The organism is Microbacterium sp. JC 701 (assembly GCF_021026215.1).
In the GTDB taxonomy this organism is placed as follows: Bacteria; Actinomycetota; Actinomycetes; order Actinomycetales; family Microbacteriaceae; genus Microbacterium; species Microbacterium algihabitans.
This window is the reverse complement of sequence record NZ_JAJNCV010000003.1, coordinates 143,936-166,084: the sequence shown is the minus strand read 5'-3', so window position 1 is coordinate 166,084 and position 22,149 is coordinate 143,936. Positions and strand designations below refer to the sequence as shown.

Sequence of the window (22,149 nt, the reverse complement as noted above, 5' to 3'; positions counted from 1 at the left end):
AGCGCCCGTCGCTTCGGACAGGCGCTCGGTGTGGTGGCCGCTTACTTCTTGTTGCGGCGCTGGTGACGAGTCTTGCGAAGCAGCTTGCGGTGCTTCTTCTTCGCCATGCGCTTACGGCGCTTCTTGATGACAGAACCCACGGAAAACCTCACTAAGTCGGGGTCTGGGTGCCGATGTCGGCGCCCGGGAACACTAGGCGTTTGGAAAAAAGCCTCGGATCAGTCTAGCCGACGTCGGACACCGGTCGTTGCACAGCCTCCACGACCGCCGACTCGGGCACGCGATAGCTGCGTCCGAAGCGCACAGCGGGCAGTTCTCCGGCGTGGACGAGGCGATAGACCGTCATCTTCGACACGCGCATGAGATCGGCCACCTCAGCGACCGTCAGAAACCGCACGTCGGGCAGCTCGGCCATCGTTCACCTCATATTCCGGGTGAACTCACCCTCCTGATGCTGACCCACACTCTAGGGTCTGCGTGCAAGGGCTGTAAACCTATGGGCACGCTGTGACGAAAGTGCAACGTGGGACGCCGGGAGCCGGCATCCGGAGCGATCATCTGCCCGGGAGTTTGCGCAGCGCCGTCGAGAACGAGTGCTTGACCGACGCCGCGGCCCGGCCCACCACTTCGGCGGCGTGCATCGCCGACTCCGGAAGAGCCGGTTCGTTCTCTTCGTCGATGGAGAAGAAGGGCACGAGCCAGTCGTCCACTTCATCGAGTGGAGCGACGGCCAGGCTGTAATAGCGGTGCTGGCCCTCTTCGCGCACCGACACCAGCTCCGCCTCGCGCAGCACCTTGAGGTGCTTCGAGACTGTCGGCTGGCTGACCCCCAGCGATGCCACGATCTGCGAGACGCTCGTGCCCCGCTCACCGCCGGTCGCCCGGTCGAGAAGCAACTGAAGGATGTCGCGACGCGTTCCGTCAGCGATCACGTCGAAGATGTCCGCCATGGCATCAGATTAGCGGCGCCCCGGCCGGAGTACCATGATTCGGGTTCGGACACCGGAGGGAGCGGCGCATGGCGGCGACGCCGAACGAGGTTCGACTGTCGACGCGGATGCGTCGCATCGCCTACGAGGCATGGGATCGTCTGCGCAATCTGACGACGGCATCCCCCGCGCGATTCGCGGTCCTGGTGTTCGTGACACTGATCGCTCTGTTCACCGCGCTGTTCTCGCTTCCCGCGGCATCCGCCACCGGTCAGCGCATCGCGTTCGCCGACGCGCTGTTCACCGCGGTGTCGACGATCTGCGTCACCGGCCTGTCGACGCTGAACATGTACTCCGACTTCTCCCCCCTCGGTCGGGCCATCACCTACATCGGCGTCAACGTCGGAGCGCTCGGCGTGCTGACCCTCGCGTCGATCCTCGGCCTGGTGATCTCGAAGCGACTGGGACTGCGCGCCAAACTGATCGCCGCGGGCGACAGCAACCCTCTGCGCGCGCACGGCGGACCGGTGAACGAGGGTCAGACCGTTCGTCTCGGCGAGGTCGGACAACTGCTGCGCACCGTCGCCCTGTCGACGCTGGTGATCGAGGCCGTGCTGACGGTGCTGATCTACCCGTCGCTGATCATCGGCGGCATCAACCCCCTCGTCGCGCTGTGGGAAGCGCCCTATTACGCGGCGATGGCCTTCACGAATACGGGTTTCATCCCCAACGCCGACGGGCTCACGCCGTTCGCGCAGGACTACTACCTGCTCACCGTGCTGATGGCGGGCGTCTTCCTCGGCTCGATCGGCTTCCCCGTCATCTTCACGCTCTGGCGCCACTACTGGCGCTTCCGTCTGTGGTCTCTGCACGCCAAGCTCACGATCATCACGACGGTCATCCTGTTCTTCGCCGGAGCGGGCGTCATACTCCTGCTGGAATACGACAACCCGCTCACATTCGGCAGCATGGATGCGTGGGACACGACGTTCCAGGCGTTCTTCCTCTCGGCCATGACGCGCTCGGGCGGATTCAGCGTGATCAACATCGGCGACCTCAACGGCGCCACCCTGATCGTCGGGTCGATGCTCATGTTCGTCGGCGGCGGATCGGCGTCCACCGCCGGCGGCATCAAGGTCACCACCCTCGCCGTCCTGGCCCTCGCCGTCTTCTCCGAGGCGAAGGGGCGCCCCTCGGTGCAGGCGTTCGGACGCCGCATCCCCAGCGACGTCCAGCGCGTGGCGCTGTCGGTCGTCGCGTGGGGGGCGACGATCGTCGCCGTCTCGACCGTCACCATCAGCCGCATCACCGACGCCCCCATCGAGTACGTACTCTTCGACGTCGTCTCGGGCTTCGCCACCGTGGGCCTGTCGACGGGACTCACCGCCGAGCTCCCCGACCCCGGGGTCTACGTGATGGCGGCCACGATGTTCATGGGGCGCATTGGTACAGTGACACTCGCCGCGGCCGTGGCTGCTTCGTCCCGGTCGCAGCTGTACGCGCTCCCCGTGGAAAGGCCCATCGTTGGTTGAACGCATCCGCAGTGACGCCCCCGTCCTCGTGATCGGCCTCGGGCGCTTCGGCGCCGCGTGCGCGGGTGAACTCGACCGGCTCGACCGCGAGGTGCTCGCCGTCGACGGCAACCTCGAGCTCGTGCAGAAGTGGTCGGAGCGCGTCACCCACGCCGTCCAGGCCGACGCGCGCAACATCGACGCCCTGCGCCAGATCGGCGCCCAGGACTTCCAGGTCGCCGTGGTCGCGGTCGGTTCGCTCATCGAGGCGTCCGTGCTGATCACCGCCAACCTCGTCGACCTCAAGGTCCCGCAGATCTGGGCGAAGGCGGTGTCGCAGTCGCACGGCAAGATCCTCGCCCGCGTCGGCGCGAACCACGTGATCTACCCCGAGGCCGAGGCCGGAGAGCGCGTCGCGCACCTCGTCAGCGGCCGCATGCTCGACTTCATCCGCTTCGACGACGACTTCGTGCTGGCCAAGATGTACCCGCCCAAGCTCGTGCGCGGGGTGGGCCTGAACGAGTCGGGCGTCCGCTCGAAGTACAACGTCACGGTGGTCGGAGTGAAGAGCCCGGGCCGCCCGTTCCGCTACGCGGAGGCCAACACCGTGGTGACCAACCACGACCTCATCATCGTGTCGGGGACGAACAGCGACATCGAGCGCTTCGCGTCGCTCGACCGCTGAGCGTCCCCACCGTCGCCGCCGCCTCGGGCTCAGGCGTCGATGTCGAGCGCGAGGTCGACCTCGTCGTCGACGCCGAGCCCCTCGGCATCCTGCAGCGCCTTCTTGATCGGAACGACGTACCCGCCGTCCTTCGGCCAGAGCGAGGTGGTCACGGTCGTGCCGCCGATGGTGACGGATGCCGGGATCATGCCCCAGCCGTAGGTGACGAGGGACGCGACTTCGGCGATCATCGCGGCCTCGGCCGGCGGCACCGAGACGAAGTGGTACGGCGCCGGACCGCGCCAATGCCAGATCGTTCCGGTGAACCGCAGGCGCACGGTCAGCTCCCCGCGGCCAGTTCCTTCGCGCGGGCCAGGGCGGCCTCGGCGGCGGTGGTGAAGGTCGAGGCGAGGTCGGCGTCCTGCAGCACCGCGACGGCGCGTTCGGTCGTGCCCTTCGGGCTCGTGACGCGACGGCGCAGCTCGGCCGGCTCGTCGTCGGAGGCCGCCATGAGGGCGGCGGCGCCGATGAAGGTCTGCTCCGCGAGCAGGCGGGCCTGGTCGTGGTCGAAGCCCATCCGTTCGGCCGACGCGGTGAACTGCTCGGCGAGCAGGAAGACGTAGGCGGGGCCCGACCCCGAGATGGTGGACAGCGCGTCGATCTGCGACTCGGGCACCTCGACGACCGCTCCGACGGTCTCGAACAGGGCCCGCACGACCGCGACGTCGTCGGCCGACGCCGAGGCTCCCGCCGCGAGGCCCGTGACGCCCTTGCCCACGAGCGACGGGGTGTTCGGCATCGAGCGGATGACGGCGACGTCCGTGCCGAGGTGGCGCGCGAACGTGTCGAGTGTCACACCGGCCGCCAGGCTCACCACGACGGAACCCGGCCGCAGGTGCGGGGCGATCTCATCGAGCAGATCGGGCACCATCGCGGGCTTCACCCCGACCAGGACGATGTCGGCGGATGCCGCGGCCTCGGTGTTGCCGGTCGGACGCGCTTCGAGGGCGACGCTGGTCACGCCCTCGAGGTCGGCGAGCTCTGCGGCCTTCGCGATCGAGCGATTGGTGGCCGTCACGCCGCCCTCCGCGAGTCCCGACGCGACGAGGCCGTGCAGGATCGCCCCGCCCATGGACCCGGCTCCGAGGATCGCGATCGGGGGCAGCGAGAGGGTGGCATCCGTCATGCGCCCAGTCTACGAAGACCCCTCGCGACGCGGGGCACGCCGGGTGCGACCACAGGGGTCGCGCGTTAGAGTCGGGAAGCGGTGTACCGCGGCACCGGCGAGCGATACGGAGGACCCTGGATGACTCTCTTCGACGGCATCAGCGCGCGCCTGGTCGAGACCGACCGGCTGGGTGTCAACGTGCTCGAGCGCACGGGCGACGACCCGGCGACGACGCCCGATCACACGGTCGTGTTCGTCCACGGCAACGTCTCGTCGTCGCTGTTCTGGCAGGAGATCATGCAGGACCTGCCGAGCGACCTGCGCGTGCTCGCCGTCGACCTGCGCGGGTTCGGACGCACCGAACACACGCCCCTCGACGCCACCCGCGGCGTGCGCGACTTCAGCGACGACCTGTTCGCCACGCTGCAGGCCCTCGACATCCCCGAGGCGCACCTCGTCGGCTGGTCGATGGGAGGCGGGGTCGTGATGCAGTTCGCCCTCGACCACCCGGTGCGCTCGCTGACCCTGCAGGCCCCCGTGTCGCCCTACGGCTTCGGCGGCACCCGTCGTGACGGCTCACGCCTGAATGACGAAGACGCCGGGACCGGCGCGGGCGCGGCCAACGCCGACTTCATCCAGCGTCTGATCGACCACGACACCACCGCCGACGCCCCCACCTCGCCCCGGTCGGTCTTCCGGGCGGGTTACGTCGCGCCCGGCTACGAGAGCGAGCACGAAGACGTGTGGGTCGAGTCGATGCTGACCACCTCGACCGCGGGCGGCAACTACCCGGGCGACTCGGTCCCGACCGCGACGTGGCCCGGCTTCGCCCCGGGGACCACCGGGGTGCTCAACAGCTTGGTGCCGAAGTACTTCGACGTCTCGGGCATCGTCGATCTCTCGCCCAAGCCCCCGATCCTGTGGATCCACGGGACGGCGGATGCCATCGTGTCCGACGAATCGTTCTACGACCTCAACCACCTCGGCGCCCTCGGCGTCGTACCGGGCTGGCCCGGGGCGGAGGTCGCCCCCGCGCAGCCGATGGTCTCGCAGACGCGCGACGTGCTCGCGGCGTATCAGGAGAAGGGCGGCGAGGTCACCGAGGTCGAGATCGAGGGGGCCGGTCATTCGGTGCACCTCGAGCGTCCCGCGCAGTTCCGTCGCGCGCTGCTGACGCACATCGGCTACGTCGGCCGGCCCGCCGACCCCGCACCGCCGACCGAGGCGATCATCCTGCGCTCCGCCGACTGACCTCTCCCCCGCCCCGCCCCACACCGCCCCCTGGAGCTGACCGTGGAATACTGCCTGTTCACCGAGCCCCAGCAGGGCTTCTCGTACGACGACCAGCTGGCCTTCGCGCAGTCCGCGGAGCGCCACGGCCTCGACGGGTTCTTCCGCTCCGACCACTACCTGCGCATGGGAGAGGGCGACCCCCGTCCCGGCCCCACCGACGCGTGGACGACGCTCGCCGGCCTCGCCCGCGAGACCTCGCGCATCCGCCTCGGCACTCTCGTGTCGTCGGTGACGTACCGGGTTCCCTCGATCCTCGCGATCCAGGTCGCACAGGTCGACGCCATGTCGGGCGGTCGCGCCGAGCTGGGCCTCGGTACCGGATGGTTCGAGCGCGAGCACGAGGCCTACGGCATCCCGTTCCCGCCCAAGCGCTTCGATCTGCTCGAAGAACAGCTGCAGGTCGTGACGGGGCTCTGGCAGACCCCGGATGCCGAGACCTTCAGCTTCGACGGCGAGCACTACCGGCTCGACCGGGCGCCGGCGTTGCCGAAGCCCGTGCAGTCGCGCGTGCCGGTCATCGTCGGCGGCGGCGGCCCCAAGCGCACCCCCGCGTTGGCCGCGCGGTACGCGACCGAGTTCAACATCGGCTTCGTCGCCGAAGACGTGGTGGCGGAGAAGTTCCGCGTGGTGCGGCAGGCGTGCGAGAGCATCGGGCGCGACCCCGAGACCCTCCAGCTCTCGGTGGCCCTGCCCACGATCGTTGGCGCCGACGACACCGAGATCGAGCGCCGCGTCGCCGCGATCGGACAGACGCGCGCGCAGTTCGACAACGGTGCCAACCTCATCGGCTCCCCCGCGCAGATCGCCGAGAAGGTCGAGCGCCTGCGGGCTCTGGGTGCGTCGCGCGTGTACTTCCAGCTGCTCGACCTGCGCGACGTCGAGCACGCCGACCTCGTGGGCGCGGAGCTGCTGCCGCTGCTACCGCGCTGACGAGGCCGCGTCGTCCGAGCCGCGACGGTCGCGGAAGAAGGCCTGGAGCTGAGCGGTGGCGTGCTCCTCGTGGACACCGCCGACCACCTCGACGCGGTGCGGCAGACGCCGGTCGCGCAGAAGGTCGTACATCGACCCGGCGGCTCCCGCCTTGGCATCCCACGCCCCGAACACCACGCGCGGGACGCGCGCCTGCAGGATCGCGCCCGCGCACATCACGCACGGCTCGAGGGTGACGACGAGCGTGCAGCCGGCAAGGTGCCACGATCCGAGGCGCGTCGCCGCCTGCCGAAGCGCGACCACCTCGGCGTGCGCCGTGGGATCGTGCGTGACCTCGCGGAGGTTGCGCCCTTCGCCGATGACCTCGCCAGCGGCATCCAGCACCACCGCCCCCACCGGCACGTCGTCGTCGCTCGCGGCGGCGTCGGCGAGCGCGAGAGCCCGACGCATCGCGTCGAGGTCGCGGGCGGTCGAGATCACAGAAGCTCCAAGAACGGGGGCTGAGCCGCGCGGGTGAAGAGGTTAGCCTTGAGCCTATGCGTGTCCACGTCGCCGACCACCCGCTCATCACCCACAAGCTGACGGTGCTGCGTGACGTGCAGACGTCGTCGCCGGTGTTCCGTCAGCTCACCGAAGAGCTCGTGACGCTCCTCGCGTACGAAGCCACCCGCAACGTCCGCGTCGACCCGATCGAGATCCAGACCCCTGTCACCACGACCATGGGCGTGAAGATCAGCGAGCCCCGCCCGATCGTCGTCCCGATCCTGCGCGCCGGACTCGGCATGCTCGAGGGCATGGTCAAGCTGCTCCCCACGGCCGAGGTCGGATTCCTCGGCATGGTGCGCGACGAAGAGACCTTCGAGCCGACGACGTACGCCGAGCGCCTGCCCGACGACCTCAGCGACCGCCAGTGCTTCGTGCTCGACCCGATGCTCGCCACCGGCGGCTCGCTCGGCGCGGCCATCAAATTCCTCTTCGCACGCGGCGCGCAGGACGTGACCGCGATCTGCCTGCTCGGCGCTCCCGAGGGTGTCGCGGCGATCGAGAAGCAGGTCGAGGGCCACGACGTCACCCTCGTGCTGGGCGCCGTCGACGAGCGCCTCAACGAGAAGGGCTACATCGTGCCCGGTCTCGGTGACGCCGGCGACCGCCTCTACGGCACCGCCTGAGGTTCAGGCGCGCCGGGCCTGCCCGGTGCGCCCTGATCGCGGCGTCGCCGGTCAGTCGGCCTCGGCCACGAGACGCGCGAACGCGCTGAGGCGCGCGACGCCCTCGGGGGTGCGCGGGAGATCGTCGAGCAACGCGGGCGAGTAGACGACGTACGCCGCCTGCATCGCGCGCGAGACCGCGACGTTGATGCGGTTGCGCAGAAGCAGGAACTCGAGTCCGCGAGGCGCCTCGCGCCCCGACGACGCCGCCAACGTGAGGATGGCGACGACGGCCTCCTTGCCCTGGAACCGGTCGACGGTGCCGACCGGTACGTCGGCGAGTCCCGCGGCCAGGAGGGCTTCTTCGACCGCGACCTGCTGGGCGTTGTAGGGCGTGATCACGATGATGTCGTCGGTGCGCAGGGGACGCGGCTCGTGCACCGTCGCGGTGTCTCCGGGTCCGCCTTCAGCGCCCGTCCAGACACGGCCGACGAGCCCGCCCACGATGCGCGCGACCTCGGCCGCCTCCTCGGACGAGAAGGTCGAGTTTCCGCGATGGCGAACGGGCACGACGTGCACGCCCGGCTCGACACCTTCGAGATGACGAAGAGCTGTCGAGGGGTGCGCCTCGAGGCGACCCTCGTACGACAAGCGCGAGACCGGTCCGGCGACGGCCGGGTGCATGCGACGGGTGCGGGCGAGGAAGTAGCCGAGCTCGGCGGGCACGACCTCGGCGCCGTCGATGATCCAGCCGAGGGCGGACGTGTCCACCGGCTCGGGGTGAGTGCCCTGACTCACCTGCGGCAGCTGCTGGGGATCGCCGAGCAGAAGCAGTCGCTGCGCGGCGAGAGAGACCGCGATGGTCGAGGCGAGCGAGAACTGCCCCGCCTCGTCGATGACGAGCAGGTCGAGGCTGCCGCGCGGGATGCGCGTCTCGTGGCTGAAGTCCCACGCGGTGCCACCGACGACGAAGCCGGTTGCGGCGTTCTCCGCGGTGAACGCCGAAACCCCGTTCTTCGGCAGCACCGTGAACGCGTGAGGCGCGGCCGGGTCTTTGGGGGCCTTCCCGACGCGCGACGCGGGGACGCCGGCGACGATCACCTGGTCGAGCATGTGCTCGATGGTCGCGTGCGATTGCGCCACGACGCCGATGCGGTAGCCGCGCTCCGCGACGAGGCGGGCGATGACGTGCGACCCCACGTAGGTCTTGCCGGTACCGGGAGGGCCCTGCACCGCGAGGTAGCTGTGGTCGAGGTCGGCGACGCTCCGCGCGATGGCAGCGACTTCATCGTCTCCGTCGCCGCCGTCCACGGCCGTGACGGGAGCGAGACTGCCCGACCGCGTGCGCGGCGGAATGCGGCGGAGGATGTCGACCGCCGGACCGTCGGGGATGCGAGGGAGAGCGGCGAGCACCTCGTCGGCCCACGCGTCGATCGCCTTCTGCTGGTTCCCCGCGCGCGGCGGCGCCGGTGGCGTCAGCGCGAGGGGGAGATCGTCCCACGTCACGCCGTCTGCGGCGGTCTCTTCGACGATCGCCCCGTCATCGAGCACCTCGCGCACCGTCACGCGCCGCGCACCGTGGATCCACCGCGGGCGGGTGTCGAGGGGGAACGGCGCCGGGAGGTCGTAGACCGCGAAGGGGTCGGAGTCGACGCTCAGGCGGGTGCCGGGGGCGACGTCTCCGCGCAGCTCGACGAGACGGCGCTCCGATCCGCGCCCCGACTCAGGGAAGTGCCAGTCGGCGACGACCCGTGAGCGCGACGCGTCGACCACGACCACGTCGCGCGTCTCTTCCCACACCGACACCGGCTCGCGCAGACGCAGGAAGTGGGTGGCCCAGTAGGTCTTCTCTTCACGCGGGTAGTAGTCGATCGCGGCCGCCGCGAGGCGGAGCGCCTGGGCGTCGGCGGAGTGTTCGTCGGTCTCGGCCGCGCTCGCGGCCCAGCGCTGCAGAGCGGTCGCCCGCGGAGAGGGTTCGTACGTCTGCTCGTCGGGCTCCGCTCCCCGGGCGGGGACGGCGCCCGCCTCGCGCGCCCGGTCGACCAGCCAGTCGCGCAGGCGGCGCGTCGAGACGCAGTCGTAGCGGTTGTAGTCGGCGAGGTCGTCGAGCACGCGCTGCGCGCCGGCGGCGTCGCCGTCTGCCGCGAGGGCCCGCGCCTCGACGTACTTCACGATCGAGTCGTCGCCGCGCTGCACGTCGCTCGTGCGCACCTCGTCGCCCATGTAGAGCGGCTCGAGCTTCTTGATCGAATACGAGCGCGATCCGACGCGCAGGGCGCGCCGCACGACCGGGTAGAGGTCGACGAAGACGCCGTCGCGCAGCAGCCGGTCGACATCGGCCTCGCGCACGCCGTAGCGCGCCGCCATGGTCAGCAGGTGCGTGGGCTCGTAGGGCGCGTAGTGGTAGATGTGCATGTCGGGGTACTGCTGCCGACGCAGGGCCACCATGTCGAGGAACCGCTCGAGGGCGAGGCGCTCCTCGTCGAAGGTGTGGGCCCACAGCTCGCCGTAGACCTCTCGTGTGTCGACCCACCCGAACAGGTAGTCGATGCCCCACTGCACGCCCGCGCCCTCGGTGTACAGCGGGTCGCCCTCGAAATCGAAGAACAGGTCGCCGTGGTCGGGACGCGGCAGCACGCCGAGGGACTTCGGCGCCACCACCTCGAACGTCGGCACCGCGGGGGCGCTGTCGGCGGTGTCCGTCGCTGCGGGGTCACCGGGGACGCCGGCGGGGCTGGTGAGCTGCAGTCGCGCCTGCGTCCGCAACGAGGCGAACGTGTCGCCGCTCATCGCCGTCGGCGGCTCGGTGGCCGCGGCGAGGTCGTCGATGGTGCGGATGCCGCCCGCGCGCAGGCGATCGCGCTGCACCGGCCGCATGCCGGCGACCACGAGCAGGTCGCGATGGGCGACGACCTCGAGCTCGCAGGTGGCGCAGCGGCCGCACGCGATGACGTCGAGGTCTCCGCGCGGGTCTCCCCACGCGATGACCGGGCCCGCGAGGCCGAGCTCGACGCGACGGTCGGCGATGAGGGCGTGCAGGCGCGCGCGCCTCAGCGCGAACACCGGCAGAAGGTCGTCGACGCGGTGCGTGCTGGTCGTGCCGTCGCCGAGCAGGAGCTGCACCTCGTCGGCGCGCGCGACGCCCAGGCGGTCGAGCTGATCGACGTAGGCCGCGAGCTGCATGAGCGCGGTCACCCGCGCCCGGCGGGCGAGCTTGGTGTCTTGCACGAGCCACCGGCGCGGCGCGCCGGACCCGTCGGCGGGCTCGCGCACGAGGAAGTCGGCGAAGCCCACGAACTCGTCGGTCGCGAACGCCGCCTGGTAGACGACCTCGGCGCTCGGGTCCGCCAGCGCGGCGTCGGTGAGGCGGACGGCCTCGGCGAGCGCCTCGGCATCGGACGAGCGGGCCGCCGGGATCTCGCGCACCGCGTCGCCGAGACGCCGGCGGTACTCCTCGAGCACCCGCTGCTCGTGCGCGGTGCCGAGCCGCGCGGCGCGCTCGAGGGTCGCGTCTTCGGGGTCGTCGACCGGGGCGATGCGGCCGATCTTCGCGTCGATGGCGCGCAGCCACGCGAACTCGCACTCCGCCGCCGCCTTGAGGTCGCTGGCGCTCCAGACGATCCGCGCGTCTTGCTCGATGTACCGCATGGTCGTCAACGCTAATCGGGACCACCGACATCGGTCGTCGCCCGTCCACAGCCGGGGTCCGATCGCCAAGGGTGGCCACGGTGTCGGAGGCTCCTGCCAGACTGGAGCGGTGATCACCGATCTGCCGTTCGAGAGCGTCTACCGTCACGGATTCGCGCGCGTGGCGGCGTGCACGATCCCCGTCGCCGTCGCCGACCCCGCGACGAACGCCGATGCCGTGCTGAGCGCCGCGCGGGAGTGCGACGCGGACGGCGTCGCGGTCGCGGTGTTCCCCGAGCTGTGCCTGAGCGGCTACGCGATCGATGACCTCGTCATGCAGGATCCCCTGCTCGACGCGGTCGAGACGGCGCTGGAGCGTCTCGTCGCGGCATCCGCCGATCTGCTTCCCGTCCTGCTGGTCGGCGCTCCCCTGCGGCACGGCAATCGCCTGTTCAACTGCGCCGTGGTCGTGCACCGGGGCCGCGTGCTGGGCGTCGCCCCCAAGTCGTACCTGCCGACGTACCGGGAGTTCTACGAGCACCGCTGGTACGCCCGCGGCGACGACCAGGCGGGGGGCGAGATCCGCGTCGCCGGCGAGACGGTCCCGTTCGGTCCCGACCTGCTCTTCGCCGCCACCGACGTCCCCGGTCTGACCGTGCACGCCGAGGTGTGCGAAGACGTGTGGGTGCCGATCCCCCCGTCGTCGAGCGCGGCCCTCGCCGGAGCCACCGTGCTCGCCAACCTCTCGGGCAGCCCCATCACGATCGGTCGCGCCGACGATCGGTCGATCCTGTCGCAGTCCCAGTCGATGCGCTGCCTCGCCGCCTACGTGTACGCCGCCGCCGGCCAGGGCGAGTCGACGAACGACGTCTCGTGGGACGGGCAGACGATGATCTACGAGGGCGGGCGGCTGCTCGCCACCACCGAGCGCTTCCCCGACGGTCCGCGCCGCAGCGTCGCCGATGTCGACCTCGATCGGTTGCGGCAGGACCGCCTGCGTCAGGGCACCTTCGACGACAATCGCCGCACGGTCGACCCGCACTTCCGGACCGTGACGTTCGAGCTCGCCCCGCCCGCGGGTGACCTCGGCCTGCGGCGCGCGCTCGACCGCTTCCCGTTCGTCCCCGACGACCCCGCCCGGTTGGCGCAGGACTGCTACGAGGCGTTCAACATCCAGGTGTCGGGCCTCGTGCAGCGCCTGCAGGCGATCGGCTCGCCGAAGCCGGTGCTCGGCGTCAGCGGCGGGCTGGACTCCACGCATGCGCTGCTGGTGATCGCGCGGGCCATGGACCGCATGGGCCGCCCCCGCAGCGACATCCTCGCCTACACGCTCCCCGGCTTCGCCACGAGCGCGAAGACCAAGGGCAACGCGATCGCCCTCGCCGAGGCCGTGGGCGCGACGATCGAAGAGATCGACATCCGCCCCGCGGCATCCGAGATGCTCTCGCGCATGGGTCACCCGTTCGCGGCCGGCGAGCCCGTGCACGACGTCACGTTCGAGAACGTGCAGGCGGGTCTGCGCACCGACTACCTCTTCCGCCTCGCCAACATGAAGGGCGGGATCGTCATCGGAACGGGCGACCTGTCCGAGATCGCGCTCGGCTGGTCCACCTACGGCGTGGGCGACCAGATGAGCCACTACTCGGTCAACCCCGGCGTCCCCAAGACGCTGATCCAGCACGTCATCCGGTGGGTCATCTCGGCCGGCGAGCTGAGCGACGCGACCGTCGACGTGCTGCAAGACGTGCTCGACACCGAGATCAGCCCCGAGCTCGTGCCGGCCGGCCAAGACGGCCGCATGCAGTCGACCGAAGACCGCATCGGCCCGTACAACCTGCACGACTTCTCGCTCTACCACGTCATGCGGTACGGCTTCCGGCCGTCGAAGATCGCGTTCCTCGCGGCGCACGCCTGGGGCGATCCGGATGCCGGGTCCTGGCCCGCCGGCTATCCCGAGGGCGAGCGTCCGTCGTACGACCTCGACACCGTGGCGAAATGGCTCGAGGTGTTCCTGAAGCGGTTCTTCGGGTTCGCGCAGTTCAAGCGCTCGGCGATCCCCAACGGTCCGAAGGTCTCCCCCGCCGGGTCGCTGTCACCGCGCGGAGACTGGCGCGCACCGTCGGATGGCAACGCGCGCGCGTGGATCGCCGAGTTGCACGCGGCGGTGCCGGGGGCTTTCGACCGCGCCTGAGGCGTGGCATCCGGTGTCCCTTCTCCCCAAGAGGGGGGGGTCACCACCCCATGGAGCCCGGCACGCCCTTGAACGGACCCGCGAGGTCGGCGGTCACCCACCCGCCGTAGAACCCGCCCGGCTGGGGCTCGACCGTCTCGCCCGCGAGCACGACGCGATCCATCGGGCCGGCGTACAGTGCCACGCGGTCTTCGAGCGCCTCGTAGCCCGGCATGGGGTGCGGGTAGTTCCAGGCCGCACGCGGAGCGACCGCTCCCCCACCGCCGTGGACGTCGAAGTACCGCGCGCCGCCCTTGAACTCGCAGAACGACGCTCCCTCGCCCAGCGTGAGCGCACCACCGAAGGCCGAGATGGGCAGGTAGTACACCGGAGGGTGACTCGTCTCGAGCACGCGCACCACGTCGTCGGTGTCGACGATGCGGGTGCCGCCGAAGTCGATCTGCACGCGTTTGTCGACCCGCTCCACCCGGGGCGGGCGGGGGTAGTCCCACACGGATTCCTGGCCGGGGCGGACGGGGTCGGGAGCGGGGCGCGACATAGGCCCACGCTACGCCGCGCGGGGCCGTTGCGGGGCGTCCCCCGAGACGGAATCGGGGGGACAGTCGCTTTTCGGTAGCCTGAGCAGGAGGGGGAATCGTGAGCGAACAGAAGGTGACGTCGGGTGAAGGCCGGCGCTATCGCGTGTACCAGGTGGCCGGGCTCGTGCTCGGCGTGCTGTTCGTTGCTCTCGGCGTCGCCGCGTTCTTCGCCGGCGGCGGACCCGTCATCGCCACCATCGCCGTCCTCGGAGGTCTCGCCGTGCTCATCGTCTCGATCATCATGATGGTGCGCTCGTGAGCGCCCCCGACGGCGGCAGCGGCGACGGCAAGAAGAAGTACCCCCCGGGAACGGTCGTCATCTGGATCGCCGGCGCGGGCGTGGGCCTGTGGCTGTTGATCAGCGGCCTCATCGGCATCCTCTCGGGCGGCAACTGACCGCGCGTTCCGTGCCGCTCGCTGCGCGTTGCGGGAATGCACGCCGAGCGTCACCGTTGACCACAGGGTCAGCGAACCTCGACGGAAAGGGCATCATGACCCGCATTGGACGCAGCGACCTCGACATCCTCCCCCTCTCGCTCGGGGGCAACGTCTTCGGCTGGACCGCCGACCGCGACACCTCGTTCGCGGTGCTCGACGCCTTCCACGCGGGCGGAGGCGATTTCATCGACACCGCCGACGCGTACAGCGCCTGGGTTCCCGGCAACTCCGGAGGCGAGAGCGAGACGCTCATCGGCGAGTGGCTCGCCTCGCGCAAGCCCGCGAACGTCGTCGTGGCCACCAAGGTCAGCCAGCACCCGGAGTTCCGCGGCCTGTCGGCCTCGAACGTGCGCGCCGCGGCCGAGGCATCGCTGAAGCGCCTCGGTGTCGACGCGATCGACCTCTACTACGCCCACTTCGACGACGCCGAGACACCGCTCGAAGAGACGGTGGCCGCCTTCGCCGACCTCGTCACCGACGGCCTCGTGCGCTACGTCGCCGTGTCGAACTACACCGCCGAGCGCATCCGCGAGTGGATCTCGCTGGCCGAGGCGGCCGGGGCCGATCTGCCCGTGGCGATCCAGCCGCACTACAACCTCGTGCACCGCACGCAGGTCGAGAGCGAGATCGTGCCCGTCGCCGAGCAGTACGGGATGTCGCTCGTGCCCTACTACGCCCTGGCGAGCGGCTTCCTGACCGGCAAGTACCGGTCGTCGGATGCCGCCGGGTCGTCGCCGCGCGCCGAAGGGGCGGCGAAGCTCGCCACCCCCGCGGGTCTCGCCCTCATCGACGCACTCGAGGAGGTCGGTGACGCGCACGGCGCCTCGATCGCCTCGACGGCACTCGCCTGGCTGCGCGCGCAGCCCACGGTCGCCGCCCCCATCGCCAGCGCCTCGAAGGTCGAGCAGGTCGCCGACCTTCTCGCGAGCACGTCCCTGGAGTTGACCGCCGACGAGGTGGCCCGTCTGTCGGAGGCTTCCGCGCCCGCTCAGGGCTGACATCGACCCGGCCGAGCCCCGCTCGAGGGGCTCGGCCGGTTCCGGTCCCGGAGGTCGGTGAGCGCTTCACCGATCGGGGACAATGGCAGGGTGAAGCTTCTCGTCGCCGCCCATGCCTCCGAACTCGTCGCCTTCGAAGACGACATCCCCGGTTTCGAGCGTCTGCTCACGGGAGTCGGCAAGATCCCGGCGGCCTACGCCCTCACGCGGGCTCTCGCGACCGGCGAGTACGACGAGATCATCGTGGTGGGCACCGCCGGAGCCATCGACGACGAGGTCGAGGGCGGTATCTACGACATCGCGGGAGCGATCCAGCACGATGTGAAGGGCCTCGACGGCACCTTCGGCGAGCACGTCTCGCTGCCCACCCGTGTGGACACCGGGGTCGAGGGCGTGGTCATCGCGACCGGTGACCACTTCGTCGACGACGCGGAGGCCGTGCGCCTCATCCGCGGTCTCGGCGCCAGCCTGGTCGACATGGAGACCTACGCCCTGATCTGGGTCGCGCAGCAGTTCGAGGTGCCGGTCCAGGTTCTCCGCGCCGTGTCGGACCGCGCCCAGGACGGCGCCACCGAGCTGTGGGACGACGTCGTCGAGCGCTGCAGCCACGAGCTGCGCGCGGAGTTCCGCACCCGCTACGGCGTCTAGTCGTCGCTGCCGAACGGCGTCTGCGAACCCGAGCGGGCGCGGCCGGCGAGATCGGCGACGCCCACGATGAGTGCGAGGCCCAGGAAGACGCCGACCGTGATCATCCCCGACGCGTAGGCGTCGTGGTACAGCACGGCCTGATCGTCGACGCTCCCCTGCTCGCGGTAGACCGTGGCGTAGAACAACGCGAGGGCGATCGCGGTTCCGACCGCGGTTCCGATGCGCTGCCCCAGCTGTCCGACCGAGCCCGCGACGCCGCCGCTCTTGACCGGGATCTCGGCCAGCGTGAGCGTCTGGTTCGGCGAGATGACGAGACCGCCGGCGAACCCGCCGAAGGCCATGACCGCGGCCATCGCCCACGGCGTCCACTCGGGTGCCGTGAAGAGCGCGACAAGCACGAGGGCGCCCGCGGTGACGACCATGCCGAGGATGCCCCAGACCACCAGGGGGCGTCCGAATCGGGTGACGAGATTGCCGCCGATCCACGAGCTGCCGGCCGAGGCCACCGCGAAACCGATGGTCACCATTCCGGCGAAGACCGGAGCGAGCCCGAGTCCGCCCTGGAGGAACAGGGTGCCGAGCAGGAACATCGCGGGCACGGCGGAGAAGTAGGCCGTCGAGATCAGCACGCCGTTGCGGTACGACGACAGCGAGAAGATCGAGAACGGCATGAGCGGCATGTGGCCCCGCTCGGCGTACCGGCGCTCCCAGAACACGAACGCCGCGGCGAACACGACGGATGCCACGAGGAACCACCACCGGTTCGGGTCATCGTCGGGGCTGCCGGTGGTGAACAGGAACGGCCACATGAGGGCGAGGATCGTCAGAGCGAACAGCACCACCCCGACCGGGTCGAGATCGAGCCGACGATGCGACTTCGTCCGGGTGTCGGGGAGCAGCCACGCCGCGAGGGCGATCACGATCGCCACGAGGGGGATGTTGATCCAGAAGATCAGGCGCCAGCCGTCGGTGTCGCCGCCCAGGGCGATCAGCAGGCCGCCGAGGGTGGGACCGAACGCGGTGGCGATTCCGATCGTGGCTCCGAACAAGCCGAAGGCGCGACCGCGCTCTTTGCCCTGGAACAGCTGCTGCACGAGCCCCAGCACCTGCGGCATCTGAATGCCGGCCGCCACCCCCTGCAACAGGCGCGCGACCAGCAGCACCGTCGTGTTCGGCGCCAGCGCGCACGCGAGGCTCGTGACGAGGAAGAGCGACAGCCCCACCAGGAAGAGCATGCGGCGCGAGCGCAGGTCGCCGAGCCGACCGGCGGGGACCAGCACGAGGCCGAACGTCAGGATGTACCCCGACACGACGAGCTGCAGCTCGGTCGGCCCGGCGTTCAGCGCCGCCTCGATGGAGGGCAGCGCGACGTTGACCTTCGTCAGGTCGAGGATCGTGAGAGCGGCCACCGCCACGGCCACCCAGTACGCCCGCCACCGATGCCGCGGCGACAGGACGATGTCGCGTGTCGGGGGGTGGGCGGAGTCCGTGGGTGCAGGCGGTTGAGACATCGATGCCGACGCTACTCCCGACCTCCCGCACCGGGTTCGGGCTTGCATCCGACGCGAGCGCCGCTACCGGGAGACACGAGGGGACCGGCCCCGGCGCCCGCGCTCAGTCGACGTCGCGACGCGCGAACACCGCCCGCAGCACGAAGAACACGATCACGGCGACGACGGCCACGGCCACGAGCCGGAACACGAAGGCGAGGAGCGAGAAGAGGATGTTCACCAGGACCCACGCGATGATGACGGCCACGACGACGCCGACGATGGTCCAGATGGTGCTCTTGCGCATGTTTTCAGCGTAGTCGGCCGCGTCACCACCTCGCTCACCCGGTCGGCGCCACGGCCCCCTGCCGGATGACGCTCTGCCCGCGCGGGGTCGCGGCGACGTGCAGCTGGGCGGGGAGCTGATCTTTCATCGACGCGACGTGGCTGATGATCCCCACGGTGCGTCCGCCCTGGCGGAGTTCGTCGAGGGTGCGCATCGCGAGCTCGAGCGTGTCGTCGTCGAGGGAGCCGAAGCCCTCGTCGATGAAGAGCGTGTCGAGGCGGATGCCGCCCGCACGGGCTGTGACGACCTCGGCGAGGCCGAGAGCGAGGGCGAGGGAGGTGAGGAAGGTCTCGCCGCCCGACAACGACTGCGGGGGTCGGAACTGGCCGGTGAAGGCGTCCATCACCTCGATGCCGAGGCCGCTGGCCGCGCCGCGCGCCGCGAGGGCGTCGGTGTGCTGCAGACGGTATCGGCCCGCCGACATGTGCTCGAGGCGCAGGTTGGCCGCGGCCACGATCTCTTCGAGTTCGGCGGCGAGCACGAAGGTCTCGAGGGTCATCCGGCGCGTGTTGGGCGCCCGACCGGCCATGGTGTCCGCCAGTCGCGCCACCACGGCGTGCTCGTCGGAGAGCGCCGCGATGTGGCCCTGCGCCTCGTCGGCTCGATGGGCGATCCCACGCAGGCGATCAGCCAGCGCTTGCGCGGTCGCGTGGCCGGCTGCGGCGGTCTGCAGGCGCGCCCGCGCCTCGGACACGGCGGCGGCGAACGGTGCCGGATCGACCGGCTCGTCTGCGTCGTCGACCAGTTCGAGCTCGAGCTCGAGCAGACGTTGCTTCGCGGCGGTCACCGCGGCATCGTGCTCGGCGACGGTGGCGTCGAGGCGCTGTCGCTCGGCGGGGGTGCGCCGGGCGGCGGTGACGGCGTCGACGTCGGCGAACGGGCTCGCGCCGACGAGTCGGTCGAGGGCCTCGTCTGCGACGCGGGCCGCGTCGTCGGCCGCACGGAGCTGAGCGCGGGCATCGCGGAGCTCGCGGACGGCGGCGCGACGCGCGCGCAGGTCGTCTCGACGCGCGGAGACCGAGGCGAACTCTCCGCGGGCCTCGCCCACGGCGGCGCTCACGACGTCGACGCGGTGGGCGAGGAGGGCCGCCTCTTGACGCACCGTTGCGAGCTCATCCACGAGGGTCTCGATGCGTGCCGCGATCTCGCGATCGAGGTCGGCGCAGCGGCGGCGCTCGGTCTGCACGACATCTCTCTCGACGACATCCGCCTCGGCTGCGGCCAGCGCCGCCTCTGCGTCGTCGAGTCGCGCGGAAAGCGTCTGCACGTCGTCACCCCCGGCGCGAGCTGAGGCCAGGGCGTGCTCGTCGCGCGCGATGCGCGCGGCGTCGGCGGCGAGGCGATCGGCGGCCGCCGCGGTGTTCTTGCGGTCTTCTGCCGCCGCGATCTGGTCGTCGGTGACGGGCTCGCCGTCGCCGACCGCGGGACGGGGGTGCTCGGTCGAACCGCACACCGCGCAGGGTCGCCCGTCGACCAACTCATGGGCGAGCTCCGCCGCCGCGCCGGCGAGGCGCGCGCGCAGCAGGGTCGTCCACGCTTCGACGGCCTGCTGCAGCTCATCGGCGCGGACCAGCGAGGTGAGGTCGGCGTGCTCGCGTTCGTTGAGCAGACGGTCGGCCTGCCGCGCCGCCTCGAGACGCCGGCGGGTGTCGTCGCGGGTCGCGAGGGCGGCTTCTCGACGCGCCGCCGCACCCTCGAGCCGACCGAGTCGCTCGTCGAGGTCGCGAAGCACCTCGGGCACCTCGGCGCGGCCGTCGACCAGGGTGGAATGCTCCGCTTCAAGGGTGACGACGCGCGCCGCGGACGCGGCGCGTTCGGCCTCGAGCCGTTCCAGCTCGACCTCCGCCGCGCGGGCCTCTTCGGCGCGGGAGAGCAGACCGGTGAGCGCGTCGTCGCGGGCGCGGAGAGCGTCATCGTCGTCGTCCGCCGGCTCTTCGCCGATCGAGCGGACGACCTCGATCGCGGCGGCGGATCGCACCCGAGCGGCTTCGGCGGTCGTTCGCGCCGACGCCGCGGCGTCCAGCGGCGCGCCCAGGGCCTCGGCCTCGGCTGCCTCCGCCGCCTCCCGACGGGCGCGATCGACGGCGTCAGCGACCTCGTCGAGCGCGGCGAGACGATCTCTCATCCGCAGTCTCTCGACCTGTCGATCGTGCAAGGCCGTCGCGGCGCGCTCCGCGGTGAGAGCGCCGTCGAGGCGCTGATCGCTCTCGTCGCGCTCACGCGCGAGGGTGTCGACCCGGTAGTCGGCGCGCTCGACGGCCCGGACGAGGCGGGAGAGGCGGTCGGTGACGCCGAGACCGGCGAGGCCCTCGACAGCGGTGGGTGCAGAGTCGCCCTCGGTCACCGCGGCCTCATCGAGGTCCGCTGCGAGCCGTTCGGCCTCATCGAGGAGAGTGGCGACCTCGACCCCCTCGTTCGCGAGGCGCTCGGCAGCCCGCTTGCGGCGATCATCGACCTCGGCCGCGTACTGCTCGAAGGTGCGCGTGCCGAAGAGCGTGCGCAACAGGCTGAGGCGTTCGTCGTTCTTGGCCAGCAGGAAGCGCGCGAAGCGGTTCTGCGCGAGCAGGATGACCTGCAGGAACTGCTGCTGGGTCAGCCCCAGGATCTCGTCGAGGCGGGCGGCGACGTCGACCGGTCGCGCGGCGACGCCCGTCCATCCCTCGGGCGCCAGTACCTCGAGCACCGCCCGGTGGGGTTCTCGGGTGGTGCCGCCGCCGCGGCGCTTCGGCCGCTCGAACTCGGGCGATCGCGTCAGACGCCAGCGGTCGCCTTCGGCGCTGAACTCCAACGTCACGCGCGTGGGGTCGTCGGGTTCGCAGTGGTCGCTGCGCAGCCGGCGCTCCCCGCCGTCGTAGCGGGGGACGCCGCCGTAGAGCGCGTAACAGACGCCGTCGAGGATGCTCGACTTGCCGGCACCGGTACGCCCCGTGATCAGGAAGATGCCGTCGGCCGCGAACGCGTCGAAGTCGACCTCCTGTGTCTCGAGGAACGGGCCGAAGCCCTCGAGTTCGAGCCGGTGGAGCTTCATTTCGCGGCCTCCGCCACCGAGCGGGAGTCGAGGACGTCGCGGATCAGCTCGCGCTCGGCGTCGGATGCTCCCTCTCCTTCTCTGACGTGCGCGAGGAAGGCCTCGATGATCTCGCCGTCGTCGCGGGCGGCGCGCACGCGCGCGCTGTAGGCGACGCCGTCATCGGCGCGGACACCGGCAGGCTGGTGCACCACCGTCGCGCACCAGGGGAAGCGCGCCTGGAGACGGCGCATGGGATCGGGTTGGGGTGTCGCGTCGGTGTACTCGGCGCGCACCCAGTGCTCGTCGTGTCCGTCGAAACGGGGATCGACGAGCAGGTCGTCGAGCGACCCGCGGAGGGTGACGAGAGGGCGCGGGACGGGCAGGTCGATCCAGCGCACCGACGCCAGCCCCGTGGCGTCGAAGTCGACGAGCCACGACCCCCGGGGCTTGCCCTCTTCGGAGAAGCTGTAGTGCAGGGGCGCCCCCGCGTACCGCACGCGCTCGGACAGCTGCTGGCGGCCGTGGATGTGCCCGAGCGCGACATAGTCGGGTCCGTCGAACGCCGGGAGCGGGACCACGTCGAGTCCACCCTGACGGATCTCGCGCTCGACCCCCGGGGTGGCGTCGACACCGGCGGCGAAGCAGTGCGCCGCGACCACCGAGCGCCCCCCTCGCCGAGCGAGGTCGGAGCGGACGAGGTCGAGCGCGTGCTGCATGGTCTGCGCCTGGCTGCGCAGCTCGACCCCCTCCCAGAGATGACGCACGATGGCCGGCTCGAGGTAGGGGATGCCGTAGAAGTGGACCGTTCCGTGCTCGTCGTCGATCGAGACGGGGGTGCCCACCGATAAGGGGTCGGTGACCACCGCGATCTCGGAGCGCAGCAGGGCGGACTGGAAGCCGAGTCGTGCGGCCGAATCGTGGTTGCCGCTGGTGACCACGACGCGCGCGCCCTCGTCGGCGAGAGCGGCCAGCGTCTGCGACAGCAGCGGATAGCACGCCGCCGAGGGGGCGGCCGAGTCGAACACGTCGCCCGCGACGATGACCACGTCGACCTGATTCTCGCGCACCTGGGCGACGAGCGCCTCGAGCACCCCGCTCAACGCGTCGAGCGTCGAGAACCCGTGGAAGGAGCGCCCGATGTGCCAGTCGGAAGTGTGGAGGATCCGCATGCTCACACGGT

General features: G+C 71.0%; 22 protein-coding genes. 10 read left to right on the top strand and 12 right to left on the bottom strand.

What is annotated here, in order from left to right; all coding sequences use genetic code 11:
- Positions 1 to 41 precede the first annotated feature (41 nt).
- The 3 genes from LPW41_RS12615 to LPW41_RS12605 all read right to left on the bottom strand — a co-directional run bounded on the left by LPW41_RS12615 (position 42) and on the right by LPW41_RS12605 (position 950).
- Positions 42 to 140 (bottom strand): AURKAIP1/COX24 domain-containing protein, encoded by a 99-nt coding sequence (locus tag LPW41_RS12615; protein WP_003792170.1) that lies wholly within the window; start codon positions 138 to 140, stop codon positions 42 to 44.
- An 83-nt stretch (positions 141 to 223) separates the two neighbouring features.
- Positions 224 to 415: a helix-turn-helix domain-containing protein gene (locus LPW41_RS12610; RefSeq protein WP_144832390.1), complete on the bottom strand. Its 192-nt coding sequence runs from the start codon at positions 413 to 415 to the stop codon at positions 224 to 226.
- Positions 416 to 554: 139 nt separating this feature from the next.
- Entirely contained in the window at positions 555 to 950 is a 396-nt protein-coding gene (locus tag LPW41_RS12605) for a helix-turn-helix transcriptional regulator (RefSeq protein WP_144832387.1), read from the bottom strand.
- A gap of 107 nt (positions 951 to 1,057) precedes the next feature.
- Here LPW41_RS12605 and LPW41_RS12600 point away from each other — a divergent pair, with 107 nt between their 5' ends.
- The gene (locus LPW41_RS12600; RefSeq protein WP_230705185.1) at positions 1,058 to 2,461 is read left to right on the top strand and encodes a TrkH family potassium uptake protein; all 1,404 of its coding nucleotides are present in this window, start codon (positions 1,058 to 1,060) and stop codon (positions 2,459 to 2,461) included.
- Positions 2,454 to 3,125, top strand: a complete 672-nt coding sequence (locus tag LPW41_RS12595; RefSeq protein WP_056224009.1) for a TrkA family potassium uptake protein — start codon at positions 2,454 to 2,456, stop codon at positions 3,123 to 3,125. The genes LPW41_RS12600 and LPW41_RS12595 overlap by 8 nt, the downstream gene beginning before the upstream one ends.
- A gap of 29 nt (positions 3,126 to 3,154) precedes the next feature.
- On the opposite strand, the gene LPW41_RS12590 is transcribed toward LPW41_RS12595, so the two are convergent.
- Positions 3,155 to 3,442 (bottom strand): DUF1905 domain-containing protein, encoded by a 288-nt coding sequence (locus LPW41_RS12590; protein WP_154097287.1) that lies wholly within the window; start codon positions 3,440 to 3,442, stop codon positions 3,155 to 3,157.
- Positions 3,443 to 3,444: 2 nt separating this feature from the next.
- On the bottom strand, positions 3,445 to 4,290 hold the full coding sequence (proC, locus tag LPW41_RS12585) for a pyrroline-5-carboxylate reductase (RefSeq protein ID WP_230705023.1): 846 nt from the start codon (positions 4,288 to 4,290) through the stop codon (positions 3,445 to 3,447).
- Positions 4,291 to 4,410: 120 nt separating this feature from the next.
- Between proC and LPW41_RS12580 the strand changes: the two genes are divergently transcribed.
- On the top strand, positions 4,411 to 5,523 hold the full coding sequence (locus LPW41_RS12580) for an alpha/beta fold hydrolase (protein WP_230705022.1): 1,113 nt from the start codon (positions 4,411 to 4,413) through the stop codon (positions 5,521 to 5,523).
- A gap of 42 nt (positions 5,524 to 5,565) precedes the next feature.
- Positions 5,566 to 6,495: an LLM class F420-dependent oxidoreductase gene (locus LPW41_RS12575; protein ID WP_154097286.1), complete on the top strand. Its 930-nt coding sequence runs from the start codon at positions 5,566 to 5,568 to the stop codon at positions 6,493 to 6,495.
- Here LPW41_RS12575 and tadA read toward each other — a convergent pair.
- On the bottom strand, positions 6,484 to 6,945 hold the full coding sequence (tadA, locus tag LPW41_RS12570; RefSeq protein ID WP_230705184.1) for a tRNA adenosine(34) deaminase TadA: 462 nt from the start codon (positions 6,943 to 6,945) through the stop codon (positions 6,484 to 6,486). The two genes, LPW41_RS12575 and tadA, sit on opposite strands and share 12 nt — an antisense overlap.
- A gap of 86 nt (positions 6,946 to 7,031) precedes the next feature.
- On the opposite strand from tadA, the gene upp reads away from it, so the two are divergent.
- On the top strand, positions 7,032 to 7,664 hold the full coding sequence (upp, locus tag LPW41_RS12565) for a uracil phosphoribosyltransferase (RefSeq protein WP_076677423.1): 633 nt from the start codon (positions 7,032 to 7,034) through the stop codon (positions 7,662 to 7,664).
- A 51-nt stretch (positions 7,665 to 7,715) separates the two neighbouring features.
- On the opposite strand, the gene LPW41_RS12560 is transcribed toward upp, so the two are convergent.
- Positions 7,716 to 11,291, bottom strand: a complete 3,576-nt coding sequence (locus tag LPW41_RS12560; RefSeq protein WP_230705021.1) for a bifunctional RecB family nuclease/DEAD/DEAH box helicase — start codon at positions 11,289 to 11,291, stop codon at positions 7,716 to 7,718.
- A 109-nt stretch (positions 11,292 to 11,400) separates the two neighbouring features.
- On the opposite strand from LPW41_RS12560, the gene LPW41_RS12555 reads away from it, so the two are divergent.
- Positions 11,401 to 13,461: an NAD(+) synthase gene (locus tag LPW41_RS12555; RefSeq protein ID WP_230705020.1), complete on the top strand. Its 2,061-nt coding sequence runs from the start codon at positions 11,401 to 11,403 to the stop codon at positions 13,459 to 13,461.
- A gap of 40 nt (positions 13,462 to 13,501) precedes the next feature.
- On the opposite strand, the gene LPW41_RS12550 is transcribed toward LPW41_RS12555, so the two are convergent.
- A complete protein-coding gene (locus LPW41_RS12550; RefSeq protein ID WP_144832363.1) occupies positions 13,502 to 13,999 on the bottom strand; it encodes a DUF427 domain-containing protein in 498 nt (165 codons plus the stop codon).
- A 98-nt stretch (positions 14,000 to 14,097) separates the two neighbouring features.
- Here LPW41_RS12550 and LPW41_RS12545 point away from each other — a divergent pair, with 98 nt between their 5' ends.
- The 4 genes from LPW41_RS12545 to LPW41_RS17090 all read left to right on the top strand — a co-directional run bounded on the left by LPW41_RS12545 (position 14,098) and on the right by LPW41_RS17090 (position 16,123).
- Entirely contained in the window at positions 14,098 to 14,298 is a 201-nt protein-coding gene (locus tag LPW41_RS12545) for a hypothetical protein (RefSeq protein WP_144832360.1), read from the top strand.
- Entirely contained in the window at positions 14,295 to 14,435 is a 141-nt protein-coding gene (locus LPW41_RS12540; RefSeq protein WP_186325483.1) for a hypothetical protein, read from the top strand. Before LPW41_RS12545 ends, LPW41_RS12540 begins: the two co-directional genes overlap by 4 nt.
- A gap of 95 nt (positions 14,436 to 14,530) precedes the next feature.
- Positions 14,531 to 15,475, top strand: coding sequence for an aldo/keto reductase (locus tag LPW41_RS12535; protein ID WP_154097283.1), 945 nt, complete (start codon positions 14,531 to 14,533; stop codon positions 15,473 to 15,475).
- Positions 15,476 to 15,565: 90 nt separating this feature from the next.
- Complete coding sequence (locus LPW41_RS17090; protein WP_154097282.1) at positions 15,566 to 16,123, top strand: nucleoside phosphorylase; 558 nt, start codon at positions 15,566 to 15,568, stop codon at positions 16,121 to 16,123.
- Here LPW41_RS17090 and LPW41_RS12525 read toward each other — a convergent pair.
- The 4 genes from LPW41_RS12525 to LPW41_RS12510 all read right to left on the bottom strand — a co-directional run bounded on the left by LPW41_RS12525 (position 16,120) and on the right by LPW41_RS12510 (position 22,138).
- Entirely contained in the window at positions 16,120 to 17,634 is a 1,515-nt protein-coding gene (locus tag LPW41_RS12525; RefSeq protein WP_230705019.1) for an MFS transporter, read from the bottom strand. The two genes, LPW41_RS17090 and LPW41_RS12525, sit on opposite strands and share 4 nt — an antisense overlap.
- 103 nt (positions 17,635 to 17,737) lie before the next feature.
- Entirely contained in the window at positions 17,738 to 17,920 is a 183-nt protein-coding gene (locus LPW41_RS12520; protein WP_144832350.1) for a hypothetical protein, read from the bottom strand.
- A gap of 34 nt (positions 17,921 to 17,954) precedes the next feature.
- The gene (locus LPW41_RS12515) at positions 17,955 to 20,987 is read right to left on the bottom strand and encodes an AAA family ATPase (RefSeq protein WP_230705018.1); all 3,033 of its coding nucleotides are present in this window, start codon (positions 20,985 to 20,987) and stop codon (positions 17,955 to 17,957) included.
- Positions 20,984 to 22,138: an exonuclease SbcCD subunit D gene (locus LPW41_RS12510; RefSeq protein ID WP_230705017.1), complete on the bottom strand. Its 1,155-nt coding sequence runs from the start codon at positions 22,136 to 22,138 to the stop codon at positions 20,984 to 20,986. The genes LPW41_RS12515 and LPW41_RS12510 overlap by 4 nt, the downstream gene beginning before the upstream one ends.
- Positions 22,139 to 22,149 lie beyond the last annotated feature (11 nt).

Bases quoted from the DNA above. Each gene is read 5' to 3' on its own strand.
- LPW41_RS12550 (WP_144832363.1), bottom strand. From the start codon at position 13,999: ATGTCGCGCCCCGCTCCCGACCCCGTCCGCCCCGGCCAGGAATCCGTG.
- LPW41_RS12520 (WP_144832350.1), bottom strand. From the start codon at position 17,920: ATGCGCAAGAGCACCATCTGGACCATCGTCGGCGTCGTCGTGGCCGTC.
- proC (WP_230705023.1), bottom strand. From the start codon at position 4,290: ATGACGGATGCCACCCTCTCGCTGCCCCCGATCGCGATCCTCGGAGCC.
- LPW41_RS12600 (WP_230705185.1), top strand. From the start codon at position 1,058: ATGCGTCGCATCGCCTACGAGGCATGGGATCGTCTGCGCAATCTGACG.
- tadA (WP_230705184.1), bottom strand. From the start codon at position 6,945: ATGCGTCGGGCTCTCGCGCTCGCCGACGCCGCCGCGAGCGACGACGAC.
- LPW41_RS12515 (WP_230705018.1), bottom strand. From the start codon at position 20,987: ATGAAGCTCCACCGGCTCGAACTCGAGGGCTTCGGCCCGTTCCTCGAG.
- LPW41_RS12535 (WP_154097283.1), top strand. From the start codon at position 14,531: ATGACCCGCATTGGACGCAGCGACCTCGACATCCTCCCCCTCTCGCTC.
- LPW41_RS12510 (WP_230705017.1), bottom strand. From the start codon at position 22,138: ATGCGGATCCTCCACACTTCCGACTGGCACATCGGGCGCTCCTTCCAC.
- LPW41_RS12610 (WP_144832390.1), bottom strand. From the start codon at position 415: ATGGCCGAGCTGCCCGACGTGCGGTTTCTGACGGTCGCTGAGGTGGCC.
- LPW41_RS12605 (WP_144832387.1), bottom strand. From the start codon at position 950: ATGGCGGACATCTTCGACGTGATCGCTGACGGAACGCGTCGCGACATC.
- LPW41_RS12525 (WP_230705019.1), bottom strand. From the start codon at position 17,634: ATGTCTCAACCGCCTGCACCCACGGACTCCGCCCACCCCCCGACACGC.
- LPW41_RS12560 (WP_230705021.1), bottom strand. From the start codon at position 11,291: ATGCGGTACATCGAGCAAGACGCGCGGATCGTCTGGAGCGCCAGCGAC.
- upp (WP_076677423.1), top strand. From the start codon at position 7,032: ATGCGTGTCCACGTCGCCGACCACCCGCTCATCACCCACAAGCTGACG.
- LPW41_RS12580 (WP_230705022.1), top strand. From the start codon at position 4,411: ATGACTCTCTTCGACGGCATCAGCGCGCGCCTGGTCGAGACCGACCGG.